Source organism: Sulfurospirillum multivorans DSM 12446 (assembly GCF_000568815.1).
GTDB classification, from domain to species: Bacteria; Campylobacterota; Campylobacteria; order Campylobacterales; family Sulfurospirillaceae; genus Sulfurospirillum; species Sulfurospirillum multivorans.
This window is the reverse complement of sequence record NZ_CP007201.1, coordinates 1,150,714-1,164,435: the sequence shown is the minus strand read 5'-3', so window position 1 is coordinate 1,164,435 and position 13,722 is coordinate 1,150,714. Positions and strand designations below refer to the sequence as shown.

15 protein-coding genes and 2 tRNA genes are annotated in these 13,722 nt (G+C 41.8%); 9 read left to right on the top strand and 8 right to left on the bottom strand.

From position 1 onward, the window contains the following. Positions 1 to 42: 42 nt before the first annotated feature. From SMUL_RS05935 to SMUL_RS05920, 4 genes are all read right to left on the bottom strand, one after another. Complete coding sequence (locus SMUL_RS05935; RefSeq protein ID WP_025344341.1) at positions 43 to 405, bottom strand: hypothetical protein; 363 nt, start codon at positions 403 to 405, stop codon at positions 43 to 45. Between the two features lie 92 nt (positions 406 to 497). Beyond that, positions 498 to 890: a type II toxin-antitoxin system tRNA(fMet)-specific endonuclease VapC gene (gene vapC, locus SMUL_RS05930; RefSeq protein ID WP_038533888.1), complete on the bottom strand. Its 393-nt coding sequence runs from the start codon at positions 888 to 890 to the stop codon at positions 498 to 500. Between the two features lie 5 nt (positions 891 to 895). Continuing rightward, complete coding sequence (locus tag SMUL_RS05925; RefSeq protein ID WP_025344339.1) at positions 896 to 1,135, bottom strand: antitoxin; 240 nt, start codon at positions 1,133 to 1,135, stop codon at positions 896 to 898. 78 nt (positions 1,136 to 1,213) lie between these two features. Then, positions 1,214 to 2,098, bottom strand: coding sequence for a 3'-5' exonuclease (locus tag SMUL_RS05920; RefSeq protein WP_025344338.1), 885 nt, complete (start codon positions 2,096 to 2,098; stop codon positions 1,214 to 1,216). 137 nt (positions 2,099 to 2,235) lie between these two features. Between SMUL_RS05920 and SMUL_RS05915 the strand changes: the two genes are divergently transcribed. Genes SMUL_RS05915 through SMUL_RS05885 form a run of 7 tightly spaced genes read left to right on the top strand, consistent with a single transcriptional unit; the run spans position 2,236 to position 8,392 of the window. Beyond that, positions 2,236 to 3,318 carry an ABC transporter permease gene (locus SMUL_RS05915; RefSeq protein WP_025344337.1) on the top strand — a complete coding sequence of 361 codons (1,083 nt, stop codon included), beginning with the start codon at positions 2,236 to 2,238 and terminating at the stop codon, positions 3,316 to 3,318. Next, positions 3,315 to 3,941 carry an ABC transporter ATP-binding protein gene (locus tag SMUL_RS05910; protein ID WP_223809782.1) on the top strand — a complete coding sequence of 209 codons (627 nt, stop codon included), beginning with the start codon at positions 3,315 to 3,317 and terminating at the stop codon, positions 3,939 to 3,941. Before SMUL_RS05915 ends, SMUL_RS05910 begins: the two co-directional genes overlap by 4 nt. Next, entirely contained in the window at positions 3,925 to 5,502 is a 1,578-nt protein-coding gene (locus SMUL_RS05905) for a cbb3-type cytochrome c oxidase subunit I (protein ID WP_025344335.1), read from the top strand. The genes SMUL_RS05910 and SMUL_RS05905 overlap by 17 nt, the downstream gene beginning before the upstream one ends. After that, positions 5,495 to 6,493 (top strand): hypothetical protein, encoded by a 999-nt coding sequence (locus tag SMUL_RS05900; RefSeq protein WP_025344334.1) that lies wholly within the window; start codon positions 5,495 to 5,497, stop codon positions 6,491 to 6,493. Before SMUL_RS05905 ends, SMUL_RS05900 begins: the two co-directional genes overlap by 8 nt. Next, positions 6,486 to 7,025 carry a YceI family protein gene (locus tag SMUL_RS05895; RefSeq protein ID WP_025344333.1) on the top strand — a complete coding sequence of 180 codons (540 nt, stop codon included), beginning with the start codon at positions 6,486 to 6,488 and terminating at the stop codon, positions 7,023 to 7,025. Before SMUL_RS05900 ends, SMUL_RS05895 begins: the two co-directional genes overlap by 8 nt. Continuing rightward, positions 6,982 to 7,800, top strand: coding sequence for a metallophosphoesterase (locus tag SMUL_RS05890; RefSeq protein WP_084613087.1), 819 nt, complete (start codon positions 6,982 to 6,984; stop codon positions 7,798 to 7,800). The genes SMUL_RS05895 and SMUL_RS05890 overlap by 44 nt, the downstream gene beginning before the upstream one ends. After that, positions 7,787 to 8,392, top strand: coding sequence for a histidine kinase dimerization/phospho-acceptor domain-containing protein (locus tag SMUL_RS05885; protein WP_025344331.1), 606 nt, complete (start codon positions 7,787 to 7,789; stop codon positions 8,390 to 8,392). The genes SMUL_RS05890 and SMUL_RS05885 overlap by 14 nt, the downstream gene beginning before the upstream one ends. Positions 8,393 to 8,396: 4 nt before the next feature. Here SMUL_RS05885 and SMUL_RS05880 read toward each other — a convergent pair whose 3' ends face one another. After that, positions 8,397 to 10,091: a monovalent cation:proton antiporter-2 (CPA2) family protein gene (locus SMUL_RS05880; protein ID WP_025344330.1), complete on the bottom strand. Its 1,695-nt coding sequence runs from the start codon at positions 10,089 to 10,091 to the stop codon at positions 8,397 to 8,399. Positions 10,092 to 10,115: 24 nt separating this feature from the next. Beyond that, complete coding sequence (locus tag SMUL_RS05875) at positions 10,116 to 11,138, bottom strand: bifunctional 3,4-dihydroxy-2-butanone 4-phosphate synthase/GTP cyclohydrolase II (protein ID WP_025344329.1); 1,023 nt, start codon at positions 11,136 to 11,138, stop codon at positions 10,116 to 10,118. Positions 11,139 to 11,308: 170 nt separating this feature from the next. Here SMUL_RS05875 and SMUL_RS05870 point away from each other — a divergent pair. Together SMUL_RS05870 and SMUL_RS05865 are read left to right on the top strand one after the other, a co-directional pair. After that, positions 11,309 to 11,384 (top strand) — tRNA-Met (locus SMUL_RS05870). Between the two features lie 21 nt (positions 11,385 to 11,405). Beyond that, positions 11,406 to 11,480, top strand: a tRNA-Gln gene (locus SMUL_RS05865). Positions 11,481 to 11,505: 25 nt separating this feature from the next. On the opposite strand, the gene SMUL_RS05860 is transcribed toward SMUL_RS05865, so the two are convergent. Together SMUL_RS05860 and SMUL_RS05855 are read right to left on the bottom strand one after the other, a co-directional pair. Continuing rightward, a complete protein-coding gene (locus SMUL_RS05860) occupies positions 11,506 to 12,390 on the bottom strand; it encodes a tyrosine-type recombinase/integrase (RefSeq protein ID WP_025344328.1) in 885 nt (294 codons plus the stop codon). Further along, complete coding sequence (locus tag SMUL_RS05855) at positions 12,391 to 13,701, bottom strand: replication endonuclease (RefSeq protein WP_025344327.1); 1,311 nt, start codon at positions 13,699 to 13,701, stop codon at positions 12,391 to 12,393. Between the last annotated feature and the right edge of the window lie 21 nt (positions 13,702 to 13,722).

Below are 13,722 nucleotides of genomic sequence, written 5' to 3'. Positions count from 1 at the left end.
TTTTATCAATATATCATTATATGAAGTTATACTGTAAAATGACTAAGGGTTGGCAAACTTATAATCAAAAAAAGTATTAAAAAGTTTTCTATAGGTTAATGCATCTGCATCTATTTTGAGAGTATCTATATAATTAAAATAATCTTTTTGGGTAAGAAGATTTTTATAAACTTTAACCTTTTCTACAATATTTAAATTCTCATACCCCTCTGGTTCATCCCATAATTCATCTTTAAAACCACCCTCTAATATCGCTTTTTCAAAATCAATGGTTAAAAAATCAGAAGAGATATACACAAAAGGGTTTTTCTTGGCACAACTTAAAAGTAATTTGTAAGCTTTACATTGTTTTGGATTATTTGGATCAAAGATATACTTATCTATATCATTAGCATCTATGGGCATTTTAAACCTTACTTCAAAGTTTTGTATTTATATTTTATCAAATAAATTTATTTACGCGTTATAAAAGATGAAAGAAGAGTCTAGATTCACCTTCACCTCACCCAATTCTCAACTTTCAAACCCTCAACCCTCTCAAACTCTTTCATATTATTGGTCACGAGCACAACATCAAGTGACTTCGCATGTGCGGCGATGAGTGTGTCTAAAGAGCCGATGGGTTGTCCTTTTTGCTCCAAATTTGCACGTATTTTCCCGTATTCTAACGATGCTTTGTAATCGTAATCAGCGACATCAAAAGGAATGAGGAAATGCTCAATGGCTTTGAGGGTTTTTTCGACAAATTGACTTTTATGTGCTCCGTAAATCAACTCAGACACAGTAATGGAAGAGAGGATAATGTCGCCTACATCGCATTTTTTGAGCTCTTCTAAAACACTTGGTGGTTTGTTTTTAATGATATAGATGCAGATGTTTGTGTCGAGCATTTTTTTCAAAACAGCTCCTCTCGCTCTTGCGTTGGCTGAACCCTTTGAGCTAGAAAATCATCTGAAAAGTTACCCAGTGTTTCAAACATTTTTTCCCAAACGCTTTTATCATTTTTTGGGAAAATCAAAATGGCACCATCGATTTTTTTGATGATAACTTCTTGTTGATGCTCAAACCGAAACTCTTTGGGAAGGCGTATGGCTTGGCTTTGACCGTTTTGAAATAATTTTGCTGTGGAAGTCATTTTAGCTCCTTAGTATATATTTTAAAGTATATACTTAAAAGATTGGAAAGTCAATATTTTTCTTTACATGTAAAGATCTTACGGATACGAAACCAACACCTTCTCTATCGCCTCTTTGAGTTCGCTACTCAAATTATCCATCTTATTTACCATCCACACAAGATAGTTACGATCAAGCGCTAAAACTTCCAGAGGTGTTTTTCCTGCGTATTTTCCAAAGCCGATGGTTAGGGTCACGCTCTCTTTGGTGCTCTCTAACGCGTGGAGTATGGAGGCTTTCATGTCTTCGTCGAGTCCGTTGGAACTCAGCATATAGTGGAGGTCTTGGCGATCGCTTTTTGCGACATCGACGAACTTTTTGCCTCTGTTTTTGCCGTAGGGAATGTGGCTGAGGATGATGGGCTCGGAGCAGAGCAGGATCATTTTTGGCATGGAGTGTTCTTCGCACAGTCGTTCAAAGAGGTGTTTGAGTACGATGACATCGCCTAGTGCGTCGTGTGCTTTGATGGTGATGTTAAGCTTTTTGGCGATGCCCTCTTCTTCTTTGTAGAGTCCCCATTGGTAGCGTTTAAATTGCAAGCTAAAAGAGCCATCGTTGGGGTAAAGAGCGCGTAAGACGCGAAAGGTGTCGATAAGATTCATCTGCGAGGTAAAACCCTCTTTGGTAAGCATTCCAAGATCAAACGCGGCATTTTGAATGACGAGAATGTTGGAAACCGTGTTCAACTCACACAGCCTTTTATACGCTTTGGTTTGCACACATGCTGGCTCGCCTTCAAGCATTTCAGGCGTGATGTGGTGAATCGCCATTGCTTCGTAAGAGATAGGAAGTGGCGGCATGCAGAGGTCGTTATGAACCTCTTCGATCTCAAACTCTTCGTTCAGCACTAAAAAACTGAGCTGGCAGATGCGATCTTTCTCAAACATTCCCGTGGTTTCGGTATCTAAAACAATAATTTTCATAGCGTGCCTTCATCTACATTTGTGCCTCATTGTACGTCAAACTAGCTTTTAAATGTTTTACATGTAAAGAAAATTCATACTCCATTCATTTTGATCATTTAAAATTGTCATCAAAATATAACACAAAAGGAATTCGATTGATTTCACTTTTCTTTAAAGCGCTGAATCGTAACCGCTTTAAAACGTTTCTCATTTACACGAGCATTACCGTTGCGATCATGGCGATCTTTATGATTACCTCGATTTCACGCGGCATCATCGGCATGTACTCCACGATGCTGAAAACCGAGGGCGACATTATCGTCACGCAAGCCAAAATCGCCGATACTTTTTTCAGCGATGTGAACGCGTCTCTTGCCGACAAAATCAAAATGATTGCAGGAGTAAAAGAGGTTTATGCGCTTATCCTTGGGGCTAGTCCGATTAATGAGCTTCCCATCGCTGCGATTTATGGGGTGAGTGAAAACCGCTTTAAAACCTATGCACTCACCGAAGGTGCTTACCCCAAAAAGGGCGAAGTCATCCTTGGTAAAAACATCAACGCACGTCTTCATGCGCCAAAATCCGTCTCGATCTCCAATAAAACGTTCGCCGTTTCAGGCATCTTTGAAAATGGTGTTGGCTTTGAAGATGGTGGGGCGGTTTTGAACCGTGAAGATGCGAGTGCTATTTTCAACAAAGAGGCGTCCATCTTACTGGTGAGCATGGAAAAAGGTGATGAAGCAAATGCGATGATAGAGCATATTAACGCGCTTAGCTCTGACATCGAAGCGAAAACCACACATGAGTTTGTGGACAATTACAATCAATTCAAGATCATCGAAACCTCTTCAAACGTCATCAGCGCGGTGGCATTTTTGATGGGATTGCTTGGGATTGCAAGTCTTATCAGCATTACGATTAACGAACGTCGCAGTGAATTTGGCATTTTAAGAGCCATCGGTAAGTCGTCCAATTTCATCATAACGATGGTGGTCGGTGAGACGTTTGTCATCACCTGCGTTGGCTTTCTCTCAGCTCTTCTTTTCTCCAAAGGGCTTCTGTTTATGATCGCGCACATTGAGAAGTTTCAGGGCTATGTGAACGGTGAGCTTAGCTTCGAGACGATTGTAACTGTCTTTGGTTTCTCCCTTTTCATGGCGCTTTTAGGTGCACTGCTTCCAGCGTATAGCGCTTCAAAGATCGATCCGATCATCCTCATTCAAAGGGGTGCATTATGATACTCGAAGCACGTGGCATTACGCACTACTACAAACACGATCTTGCCTTAGACAACGTCGATTTTACGGCAAAAAAAGGTGAGTTTATCGCCATTGTTGGAGAAAGCGGCGGCGGTAAATCTACTCTGCTTTCCATTCTCTCCTCACTGCTTCGTCCTACCCTTGGCGAACTCTTCTTTGAGGGCAAAGCCTACGCACAGATCAAAGACATAGACGCATTTCGTCAAAAAGAGATTGGGTTTATCTTCCAGTTTCACTACCTCATCGGGTATTTAACGGTTTTGGAAAACATCAAGCTTGCCGCCATTGACAAAAAAAGCCCCTACATCGACACGCTTTTTGAGCAATGTGGCATCGAAGCGATCAAAGACAAATACCCCGATGAGATTTCAGGCGGACAACGCCAACGTGCCGCCATCGTGAGGGCACTCGTGAATGCACCTAAAATCATCTTCGCCGATGAGCCAACAGGCAACTTAGACTCACACAATTCGCACACTATCTATGAGCTATTCAAATCGCTCTCCAAAAATGGCACGACCATTATCATCGCGACGCACGACCGCAATGTATCGACCTATACAGACAAAATTATCGAGGTAACAGATGGAAAAATTCTCTAGTTTTATACAAAAAGCCTTTGCGATAGGCTCACTTTTTTTAGTCCTTGGCTTAGCCTTTGGCTTTGAGTATTCGCTCAACCTTTTGGGCTACTTTCTGCCCTCTTCCACGCTCTCAGCGGTCAATGCTCGAAGTGCGCATGTTTCGTTGATGCTCTATGGTTTTGTGCCGTTGATGCTCTCGTTTTTGCCGTTTGTTTTGATGGAAAAAGAGAACGTTCACAGTGAAAAAGGGCTTGAAAAACTCAAGATCTACTTTACCCTTTGGTGCATCTTTTTGGTCTTTATGACCATCAGCCTTCTTTTGGGCGTGCATCGTGGACTCGTATTTTATGACTTTGCGTATGAGCTTAACTTCATTCTTGCCTTTTCGGGTGTTTTTTACATCTTAGCGCTGTACGACTACATCAAAGCGTACAAAGTCATTCCCTTGTGGATCAAAGTCTCTTTATACCTTGTGATTGCCTCACCCATAGCACTTTTGGTGCTTATGAATCCCATCATCGGACAAGTGGAAAAGACCATCGTAGGACCGCATGGAGACAATACGCTGGGGATGAGTTTTACCCTGATTCCTATTTTTTACCTTCTTATCAAACTGCATGCCAAAGAGACGTTTGTTGCGAAGTATCACGCAATGTGGATCATTCCATTGGTTGGCTACATTGCTTCGGTTGCGCACCGCATTTTTATCGGTGATCTTAGCTACAATCAAGAGTGGTTTTTTCAGTACCTAACGCTTTGTTTTGTGCCTTTGCTTATCAAATGGCTGAGAGATGCTAACATCACCTTTAAGAACAACCCATTTTTGACCATCTCGGTCTACTCGTTTTTGTTTGTGGACATCGAGGGAAACATCTTGTTTATCCCTTCCATTCGCTGGTTATTTCACCGCAATGACCTGATCGTTGCACACGCACATATCGCCATGGGTGTGGGCATCTTTTTTATGGCGATGGCAGTCGTTTCGCCTTACCTTAAAAAACTTAACCAGCTTTCATTTAGCTTTTTTTACACACTTGGTTTTACGCTGATGCTTATCGCACTTTCGATGGCAGGACTAATGGAAGCGGGCTTTATTCAAGCAGATATTCATCTTTTATGGACGATTCGAATGCTCTGTGGACTCTTCATTATCCTCGTAACGACAGGCTTTTTCTACCCACAACTTGGGCTCAATGTTGAGAAACTGGATTCTCTTAGACTCTATCATCTCACAGGTTTTCTCTCTGATGCACTGGGTGGCATCTTTTTGTTTGCCTTTGCCGCGACGCTCTACCCACTTTTAGGATTTGGCTTTGAAGGGAAGTACGAATATATCGCCTTTGCGTTTATGACAACGACAGGCATTTTGCATCTTTTTGGTTTGCTTCAGCCCTTATATGCGCCTATGCTCGCCAAAATAAGCGCGTTTAATCGCATCGTCGTCTCTGCTATGTTTTTATCGCTTTATCTTTCACACCAGTTGGGTGTTGAAGCGATGCTTATCGCTGTGTATGACCTTGTTTTTGCCTCTGTATATATTATGTTTGCATCAAAATTTGAAAGGAGACTTTATGTTTAATGCCCTTTTTACACTCTTTGTTGCGAGTGAGTTTTGCTACTACTTGCTCATCGCACAAACAGGGATTATTGAAGTGTTTCACTCTGACATCCAAGCCTTCTTTACCCTTCCATTAGGCGGTGTTCTGGGAAGTTTGCTGGTGTACCGTTCGTTTGGCTGGCTCAATACCGACCAGAAAAAAATTATCTTTTTTGTGGGGCTTCAAGCGCTCTGCTCACTCTTTTACCCTTCGTTAAACCTTGTGGTTTTGGGCGCTCTTGGCGTCAGTTTGGGTATGAGCGCACCGCTTTTGATTAAATTTACCAAAGGTCGCTACACTGAAATTGCCATAGCCCTTGGTATAACCTACGCACTTGCGACGGCACTCTTTACGTATGAACCCATTTTACGGGGCAATCTTGCCATTGCGCTCTCACTCATTGCGTTTACATGTAGCTTTTTTATCCACCGTTTGCCAGATCTTGAGCAAGAGATTGCGCTTGAGCGACTAAGCATTTACGCGGTTTTATCGATGTCCATTTGGGCGTATTTGGATTCCAATCTGTTTGAAACGCTCTCACGCACGAGCGACATCTCCATCTGGAGAGCAGAGACGTGGCACATCATCTTAGTCTTTCACTTGGTAGGAATGGGCTCAGCCTATCTGCTTCGTGACACGCTAAGGGAGCATCACTCGTTTATCATCGTGCTTTTATTTGCGCTCAGTTACATGCTCTACGCGGCACGTGAAGCGGTGCTGTTAAGTATGATCTATCCGTTTGTGATCTCGTACTACAACTTTGTCATTCTCAAACGACTCTCAAAGCTTGGCAATTTAAGATTGCTTGGTGTTATCATGGTATTTACCGGTTGGATCGCAGGAGGAGGTGGGCTCCTTAGCGCGCTTGGCGGCTACACCTATGTTGGCGTTATCTTTATCTGCGTCCTTTTGTGCGCGGAAATCTATAGTTTTATTTATCAAACTTCTCAAAAAAGGATTAACAATGTTTAGTAAAATCGCTCTCTCCCTTCTTACCGCATCCCTACTTTGTGGTGCCGTTTATGCTAAAGAGCTTAGCTTTAAAGAGGGCTTCATTGGCGCTCAAACGGAAATATTTGGTGATAGCAATATCGCGCCTAAAAGCACGCATGTCGTTACAAAACTTACCATGGATGACGCTGTAGAATCCCTCAAAGGTGACATCTCCATCGATCTTTTAACGCTCAAAAGTGAGAATGAAAAGCGCGATGAACACATGTATGAGGCTTTACATGTAAAAGAACATCCAAGCACGGTTTTCAAACTTAAAGAGGTCAGTAAAGAGGCAGATGGCTACCATCTTTTAGGCACACTCACTCTCAATAAACAGACCAAAGAGATCACCACCAAAGCGGACATTACCGATCAAAGCGATCTTGTTAAACTCAAAGGAAACTTCAGTATCAAGATGAGTGAATTTGGCATCGAGCCTCCAACCCTTCTTTTTTTAAGTGTGCGTGATGAAGTCGTTGTCTCTTATGACCTTGCTTTGGCAAAAAACTAAAAACACCATGCTGTTTGAAAAAGCGTATGCGAGGGTGAATTTTAAAAGTTTGAGGGTTGACATCAAAAACCTACCTTCCTCTTTTGAAAACTTTACCATCGTGCATCTGAGCGATTTACATGTAAACGCTAAAACGCCCTTGCATGCGTTTGAAGAGTTGGTCGATAAAATCAATGAACTGGAGATCGACATGGTCGCACTCACAGGCGATCTGTTCGATACCAATCCTGCACGCATACGTTCCCAACTTGAGCGCCTAAGTCACATCAAACATCCTGTCTATTTTGTCAGTGGCAACCACGATCTTTTGTTTACATGTAAAGAGTTGGCACGTGAAATTGAGATGCTTGGATTTACGCTTTTAGACAACCGTTTCATTACCCTCAAACGTGGTGATGAAGCGCTCCAACTCGTGGGTCTGAGCGATGCGTTTAGTCGCTATTTTGGCATCAAACGAGATCCAAAGAAGCTGTTTAGTGAGCTGGATGCGAAGATTCCTTCCATCTTACTCGCCCATCAGCCTAAAGATATTCGTTTGACACAGACGTTTGCTATCGATTTGCAACTGAGCGGTCATACGCATGGCGGGCAGATTTATCCGTTTGGGTACATCGTGAGGCTTTTTCAGCCCTACCTTCAAGGCTTACATGTAAAGAACAAAACGCAGATATTTGTCACCACGGGGTATGGCAGTTGGGGCTTTGATTTTCGGTTTCGGACGCCTAGTGAAGTGGTCATCCTAAAACTGACAAAGGGAGAACATGCTGAGCATTAAAGTGAAATTGCTTTTATGGTTTTTAGCGATTCAAACACTGATTTTAGCAGGGTTTAACTATGCCCTCTATATCAATGTCGAGCACACGTTGCATGAAAGAACCTATGTAACGCTAGAAGCGCATGAAGCCATCGAGCATTTTCTTGGGACATTGTGGTTACTGAACCCATTTATTTTGATTTTTTCGAGTGTGGGAGGGTATGTTTTGGTGCATAAATACTTTCAACCCATTCACGCCATGCTTCATGAGATCAAAGCGATTACGCCCAAAGACCTCTCCAAGCGCATCGAGCAAAGACCGTTTAATGATGAGATAAACCATCTTGCCCTTGCATTTAATGAGATGTTAGACCGCCTTGAAAAAGCGTTTCGAGGGGTCAAAGAGTTTAACACGAATGCCTCACATGAACTGCGAACACCGCTCACCATCATGCGAGGAGAGATCGAAATAGCCCTGCGCAAACAGCGCCCCAATGACGAATACCGTACGATTTTGCAGACCCAACTGGAGGAGATTATGATTCTTCAAAAAATGATTGAAGAGCTCCTTTTTCAAGCAGAAACCCATACCATGGAAACGATTTACATGTAACGCTTTACTCTTTGGTCAACTCACGAATGAGCTCATACTCATTTTTACGAAACGCCTCAAGTAAGCTAGCGATCTCATCGGTTGGCACGCCCATTTGACTCAGCGCCTCCGAGCCTGTGCGAATGCTACTCTCCAACGTCTCCGCGATGACCCAACTCGCACCAGCTGAGAGCATTTTATCCATTGCTTTGATGTCAAGGGCGCGTGCTAAAATCTTAATGTGCGGATAGTTCTCTTTGATGTGCTTCACGACTTTGATCGCGTTGAGGCTATGGTCGATGGAGACAATGATCATCGATGCTTGATCGAGTTTGATGGTACTTAAAAGTTTAAGATCGGTAATATCACCAAAAAAGACGGGCAAGCCCTCTTTGCGCCCCAAGGCTACTTCGTTGGTGTTGATGTCAAAGACGATAAAAGGAATCGAGCTGTTTTTGAGCATCCGCGCAATGACTTTTCCGGTACTTCCAAAACCTGCGACCACCACTTTTTGCTCCATACTCGCATTTTCAGTGTTAAAGTAGGAAAACTGTGAGACTTTTGCCAGACGATTCGCCAGTGAACACCCAAACGAATAGAGTGCAGGAGTGAGAAGCATACTGATGGAAATAACGCCGATACCTATCACAAAAAGCTGATCGTCGATGATGCCGAGAGCCTTTGCCGCACCAAAGAGAACAAAGCCAAACTCACCACTTTGGTTGAGCAAAAAGGCAAGTTTAATCGCACCGCTTTTCGTGGCACCAAACGCAAGCATCAAGGCAAAAATAACCAAAGCTTTCAGCACTAAAATCACCACAACATGCCCACTAAAAACCCAAGGATCGCTCATAATCGCTTTAAAATCGATCGACATACCCACAGCAATGAAGAAAAGGCTCATCAAGATACCTTTAAACGGCTCAAGGCTTGATTCGATCTGAAAGCTATAGCGTGATGTGGAGAGAAACATGCCCATCAAAAAAGCGCCCAACGCCATCGAAAGCCCCGCATGATCCATGAGGTACGCAGAGAGCACTACGCTGAGCATCGTTACCAGTAAAAAAGCATCTTTGTTGCGTTGTTTAGCCACTTTGTCGAGTGCTTTAGGAATGATGTAACGCCCAAATGCGATCAATAGTGCGACCATCGCGACAACATTGATGCACGACTCAAGCCAAGAAGTTTCCGAGGTTTGCGGTTGGTGTGAGAGCAGTGGAAGTACGGCTAAAAGAGGAACAACCGCTAAGTCTTGAAGGAGCAAAATCGCAAACGCATTTTTACCGTGTTCCGTGTTGAGCTTACCTTTTTCTTGCAAAATCTGCATAACAAACGCGGTCGAAGAGAGTGCCAGAGTAAAGCCTAAAAGCATAGCTACACCTAAACTTTCCACAAAAAAATTCATGTAAAATCCAAGCACAAGACCGGAGACAATGACTTGAAGCGAACCCAAGCCAAAAACCTCTTTGCGCATCGACCAGAGCTTTGCAGGTTGCATCTCTAGCCCAATCACAAAGAGCAAGAGCACCACACCAAACTCCGTAAAATGGCGCATAGACTCCACTTCGCTCGTCACAATGGGACCTGGCGTATACGGTCCTACGATAATTCCAGCGATCAGCAATCCCAAGATGGAGCCAAGTCCCATATGCTTGGAAATGGTCACCATAATCGCAGTGACCGCTAGAAGAACCAGTGACGAAAGAAGAAAAAAGTCCATTCACACCCCTTTACATGTAAAGATTTACAGAATAATTTCTTGGTTGATATTCAGCCCAAAACCGGCAAGCCCTACATAGTCTTTGCGTGAAGTAATCGAAATAAGGTCAATATTTTCAATGCCCAGTTTTTGAAGAATTTGCGCACCAATGCCAAACTCTCTCAGCTCTGGATTGGTGGTGTATTCACTGTCGACAAAGATAAAAACGCCATTGTGTGTTTTGAGATACTCAATCGCTTTTAAAATGCCTTGGTATTTTTTCTCATGCGCCAAAAGCTCGTTGTCTGGCAAAATATGGTGAAACTTCACCGCACTGGTTTTGCCGATCTCGCCAAAAGCGTAAACGATGTGATGGTTCCCTTCATGGTCGACCATGTCGATTTTGCGTGTGTGCGCTCCAAAAAATTCGACATTGGATGAAAACACTTCACGCACCAAGGACTCAGACTGCATACGGTACGCAACGATGTCCGAGATGTAGACGATGTTGATGTCATGTTTTTTACAAAAAATATCCAAATCATCGCGACGCGCCATGTGCCCATCTTCTTTCATCACTTCACAGATCACTGAAACCTCACGAAGCCCTGCTAAACGACAAAGATCAACCGAACCCTCTGTATGCCCTGTGCGAACCAACGTTCCACCTTTACGGGCTATTAGCGGGAAGATATGCCCTGGTTTAACAAGCTCGGAAGGTTGGCTGAGCGCATCGGCAAGGATTTTGATCGTAATGTCACGCTCATACGCTGAAATACCCGTAGAACAGACACGTGCATCCACAGAAACTGTAAATGCCGTTTCATGCTGTGAGTCGTTGTTTTTCACCATCGGATTCAACTCAAGACGCTTAGCGATCTCTTCGTTTAATGAAACACAGATCAAACCTTTGGCTTCCGAAGCCATAAAGTTAACTTTTTCAGGAGTAGAGAACGTTGCGGCGTAAACAAGGTCTCCCTCATTTTCTCGGTCCTCATCATCGACCATCATTACCATCTTGCCATGCTTGATATCTTCTATCGCTTGTTTGACTCTTTGAATAGGCATTTTCGCTCCAAAAATAATTTTAAATGATTATAGTAAATTACCCTTGACAAACAAATTAAAAATGACTATAATTTCACCTCAATTAACGACTTGGTTGAATATCGCCAAGCGCTGAGATAAGCTGGTTTCGCTCCAGTTATCAGGGTTCACTTCCCTTTGATTTATAATATCGCGGGATAGAGCAGTTGGTAGCTCGTCGGGCTCATAACCCGAAGGTCGCTGGTTCAAGTCCGGCTCCCGCAACCAGTTTTTAAATGATGTTCTTCTTGGGGATTCGCCAAGCGGTAAGGCACCACGTTTTGGTCGTGGTATTCACAGGTTCGAATCCTGTATCCCCATCCACCCTCTTTTCTTCGAATCAAACTTTTCAAATACTTTCAACACTCGCAAAAATCTTATCAATCACTTGTTTACTTGTTTCAGGTTTTATCGTGACGTATTTTTCTGTCGTTGCTACATTCGTATGACCAAGCGTATGACTGATTTTTTCAATCGGTAACTCTAAAATATTGATCGAATACGTACCTATTAGATGGCGTATATCATGAAGTCTAATTTTTGGAAGATCATTGGACTCTAAAAATCGCTCCCATGCTTTTTTCAAATAGGAATATTTCGTACGTGTTTCAGGATTAACGAACACATAGCCACGTGGGAAGCGTGTATTTTGATTAATACATTCATGCAGATAATGGAACATAAGACGATCATAGAGAATATCAGTCATTTTATAACTCATATTTTTACGTGCTTTATTTATCATTGCGGGGATTCGGTAGAGCCTTTGATCGAAGTCGACCATATCCCACGTTAGATTCAATACCTCCCCTTTTCTTCGACCATGGAACAAAAAGAGAAAGATATCTCTCATCATGGGTTCACGATACGTCAATGCAGATTTAACGAATTCGATCTGAACCTCTTTGGAATATTCAAAATCTCTTTTATTATCGAATTGTGGAAGTTCTGCAAAAACGCAAGGGTTACTATCTACAATTTCATGCTTTTGTGCATAGCGGTATAAGGTAGAAAGACCACTAATGATATTTTTAACTGTCTTTGGTTTGAGTTCAAGCAAGAGAGCATTAACGAATTCTTGGATGTGTTTGTATTTAATTTCATTCATTTCTATCTCACCAAGAGCAGGAAGAATTCTATTTTTAAAAAAAGCTCTCTTTGTTGAAACTGTCTTTTCGGACTGAATAGGCACAGTTAACTCGAAGAATTCATCATAGAAGTTTTGGAGTGTCATTTATGCACCTATCTCAAAATCTGTATTAAAGTCATTTAAAGATTGAATTTGACCATCAATAAGCCCACGTTTGATACATTCATTTTGAACTAAGCCAAAGTGTTGAAGATTGCAAAGTTCAGGATTAAGTTTGTGGTAGTACTGAACGAGATCATAATTTTTACGATGTGCTATTGGTTTTGGGTAAAAGTCTATTTTTTGCCCCTTTAGATTGATTAATTCGATTTTGATCGGTTTTTTATGTTTTCTAATCACAAATTTGTCTCTATAACGCATAGTATTAGGTTCTGCAAGCTCTCTCATCTCACCAAACTCATGGACGATTGAACCATCTTGAAACATTTGATAAAGACCTCGGTTGTACATAAGCGTTTTACCAAGTTTTGTATCTTCAAATTTGAAGTAATCATCTTCGGCAGACCATTCACACATAGAATTGATTTTAAGATCAGAGAGGTAAAGCCAATCGTTTTCAAGTGGGTAAACTTTATTGTAAACCCATTGAGGCACAAGTGTGTGAGAAGTGGAAAAACGTGTAATACGATATTTCATGTACCAAGCTTGCAGTTCATCTATCTGTGCTTGATTTTTAATATCCATAAATGACTTAGTAACGTATTTGAGAATATAGCCAACGGGATTCGTTAACGTCCATTGGAAACCGTTCATCTCACCATTAGCAATCTGTTCAGGTGAAAGACGTTTTTTATCTTGACCTTTGTTTTGAGAAGTGCCAAAGATTTTTTTGAACTCTTTTATAAGCTTTTCAATAGAGCCAAAAGGAACATAAAGCAGAACATGGGCATGCGGTACACCACTCTCATGTGGTTCTACCGCAAAGAGATAAGCCACTTGGTTATCCTCTCGAATGGTTTGAATAGTATTTGTTTTCATAAATTTATCCCATTGCCAACGTAAGACCATGTAGAGATCATGCACATCAAAAGCCTCTCTAAGAGATGCTTTAGTTTTGAGATAGCCATACTTATCAGTTTCAGGAAGCTTTTTTAAATACTCGTCTTTAAAATCCGAATAGTCTCCATAGTGAAGAGCATGTAACCAACCATCAAGGGTTATAGTCATAAAAATAGGCATTTGATTCAAATTTGTCATAGCTTGTTGAAGTGTGTTTACTTTGTTAACAAGCTGTGCGTAATAGCGCGTTGAGATATTTGCACTCATGGAAACATCAAGAAGCGTTTTAACCGTACCGTTAGAAGTTGTGAATGTTGAATTGAGCATATATTCTTTTTGACGATCATTTCTTAACTGTTGATTTTCGACATCGAAAGAGTTGAGACCATATTTCATAATAAGCACCTTTTTTAAAAT

Coding starts and splice junctions, on each gene's coding strand:
- SMUL_RS05935 (WP_025344341.1), bottom strand. CDS start 405: ATGCCCATAGATGCTAATGATATAGATAAGTATATCTTTGATCCAAAT.
- vapC (WP_038533888.1), bottom strand. CDS start 890: ATGCTCGACACAAACATCTGCATCTATATCATTAAAAACAAACCACCA.
- SMUL_RS05925 (WP_025344339.1), bottom strand. CDS start 1,135: ATGACTTCCACAGCAAAATTATTTCAAAACGGTCAAAGCCAAGCCATA.
- SMUL_RS05920 (WP_025344338.1), bottom strand. CDS start 2,098: ATGAAAATTATTGTTTTAGATACCGAAACCACGGGAATGTTTGAGAAA.
- SMUL_RS05910 (WP_223809782.1), top strand. CDS start 3,315: ATGATACTCGAAGCACGTGGCATTACGCACTACTACAAACACGATCTT.
- SMUL_RS05905 (WP_025344335.1), top strand. CDS start 3,925: ATGGAAAAATTCTCTAGTTTTATACAAAAAGCCTTTGCGATAGGCTCA.
- SMUL_RS05900 (WP_025344334.1), top strand. CDS start 5,495: ATGTTTAATGCCCTTTTTACACTCTTTGTTGCGAGTGAGTTTTGCTAC.
- SMUL_RS05895 (WP_025344333.1), top strand. CDS start 6,486: ATGTTTAGTAAAATCGCTCTCTCCCTTCTTACCGCATCCCTACTTTGT.
- SMUL_RS05890 (WP_084613087.1), top strand. CDS start 6,982: ATGAAGTCGTTGTCTCTTATGACCTTGCTTTGGCAAAAAACTAAAAAC.
- SMUL_RS05885 (WP_025344331.1), top strand. CDS start 7,787: ATGCTGAGCATTAAAGTGAAATTGCTTTTATGGTTTTTAGCGATTCAA.
- SMUL_RS05880 (WP_025344330.1), bottom strand. CDS start 10,091: ATGGACTTTTTTCTTCTTTCGTCACTGGTTCTTCTAGCGGTCACTGCG.
- SMUL_RS05875 (WP_025344329.1), bottom strand. CDS start 11,138: ATGCCTATTCAAAGAGTCAAACAAGCGATAGAAGATATCAAGCATGGC.
- SMUL_RS05860 (WP_025344328.1), bottom strand. CDS start 12,390: ATGACACTCCAAAACTTCTATGATGAATTCTTCGAGTTAACTGTGCCT.
- SMUL_RS05855 (WP_025344327.1), bottom strand. CDS start 13,701: ATGAAATATGGTCTCAACTCTTTCGATGTCGAAAATCAACAGTTAAGA.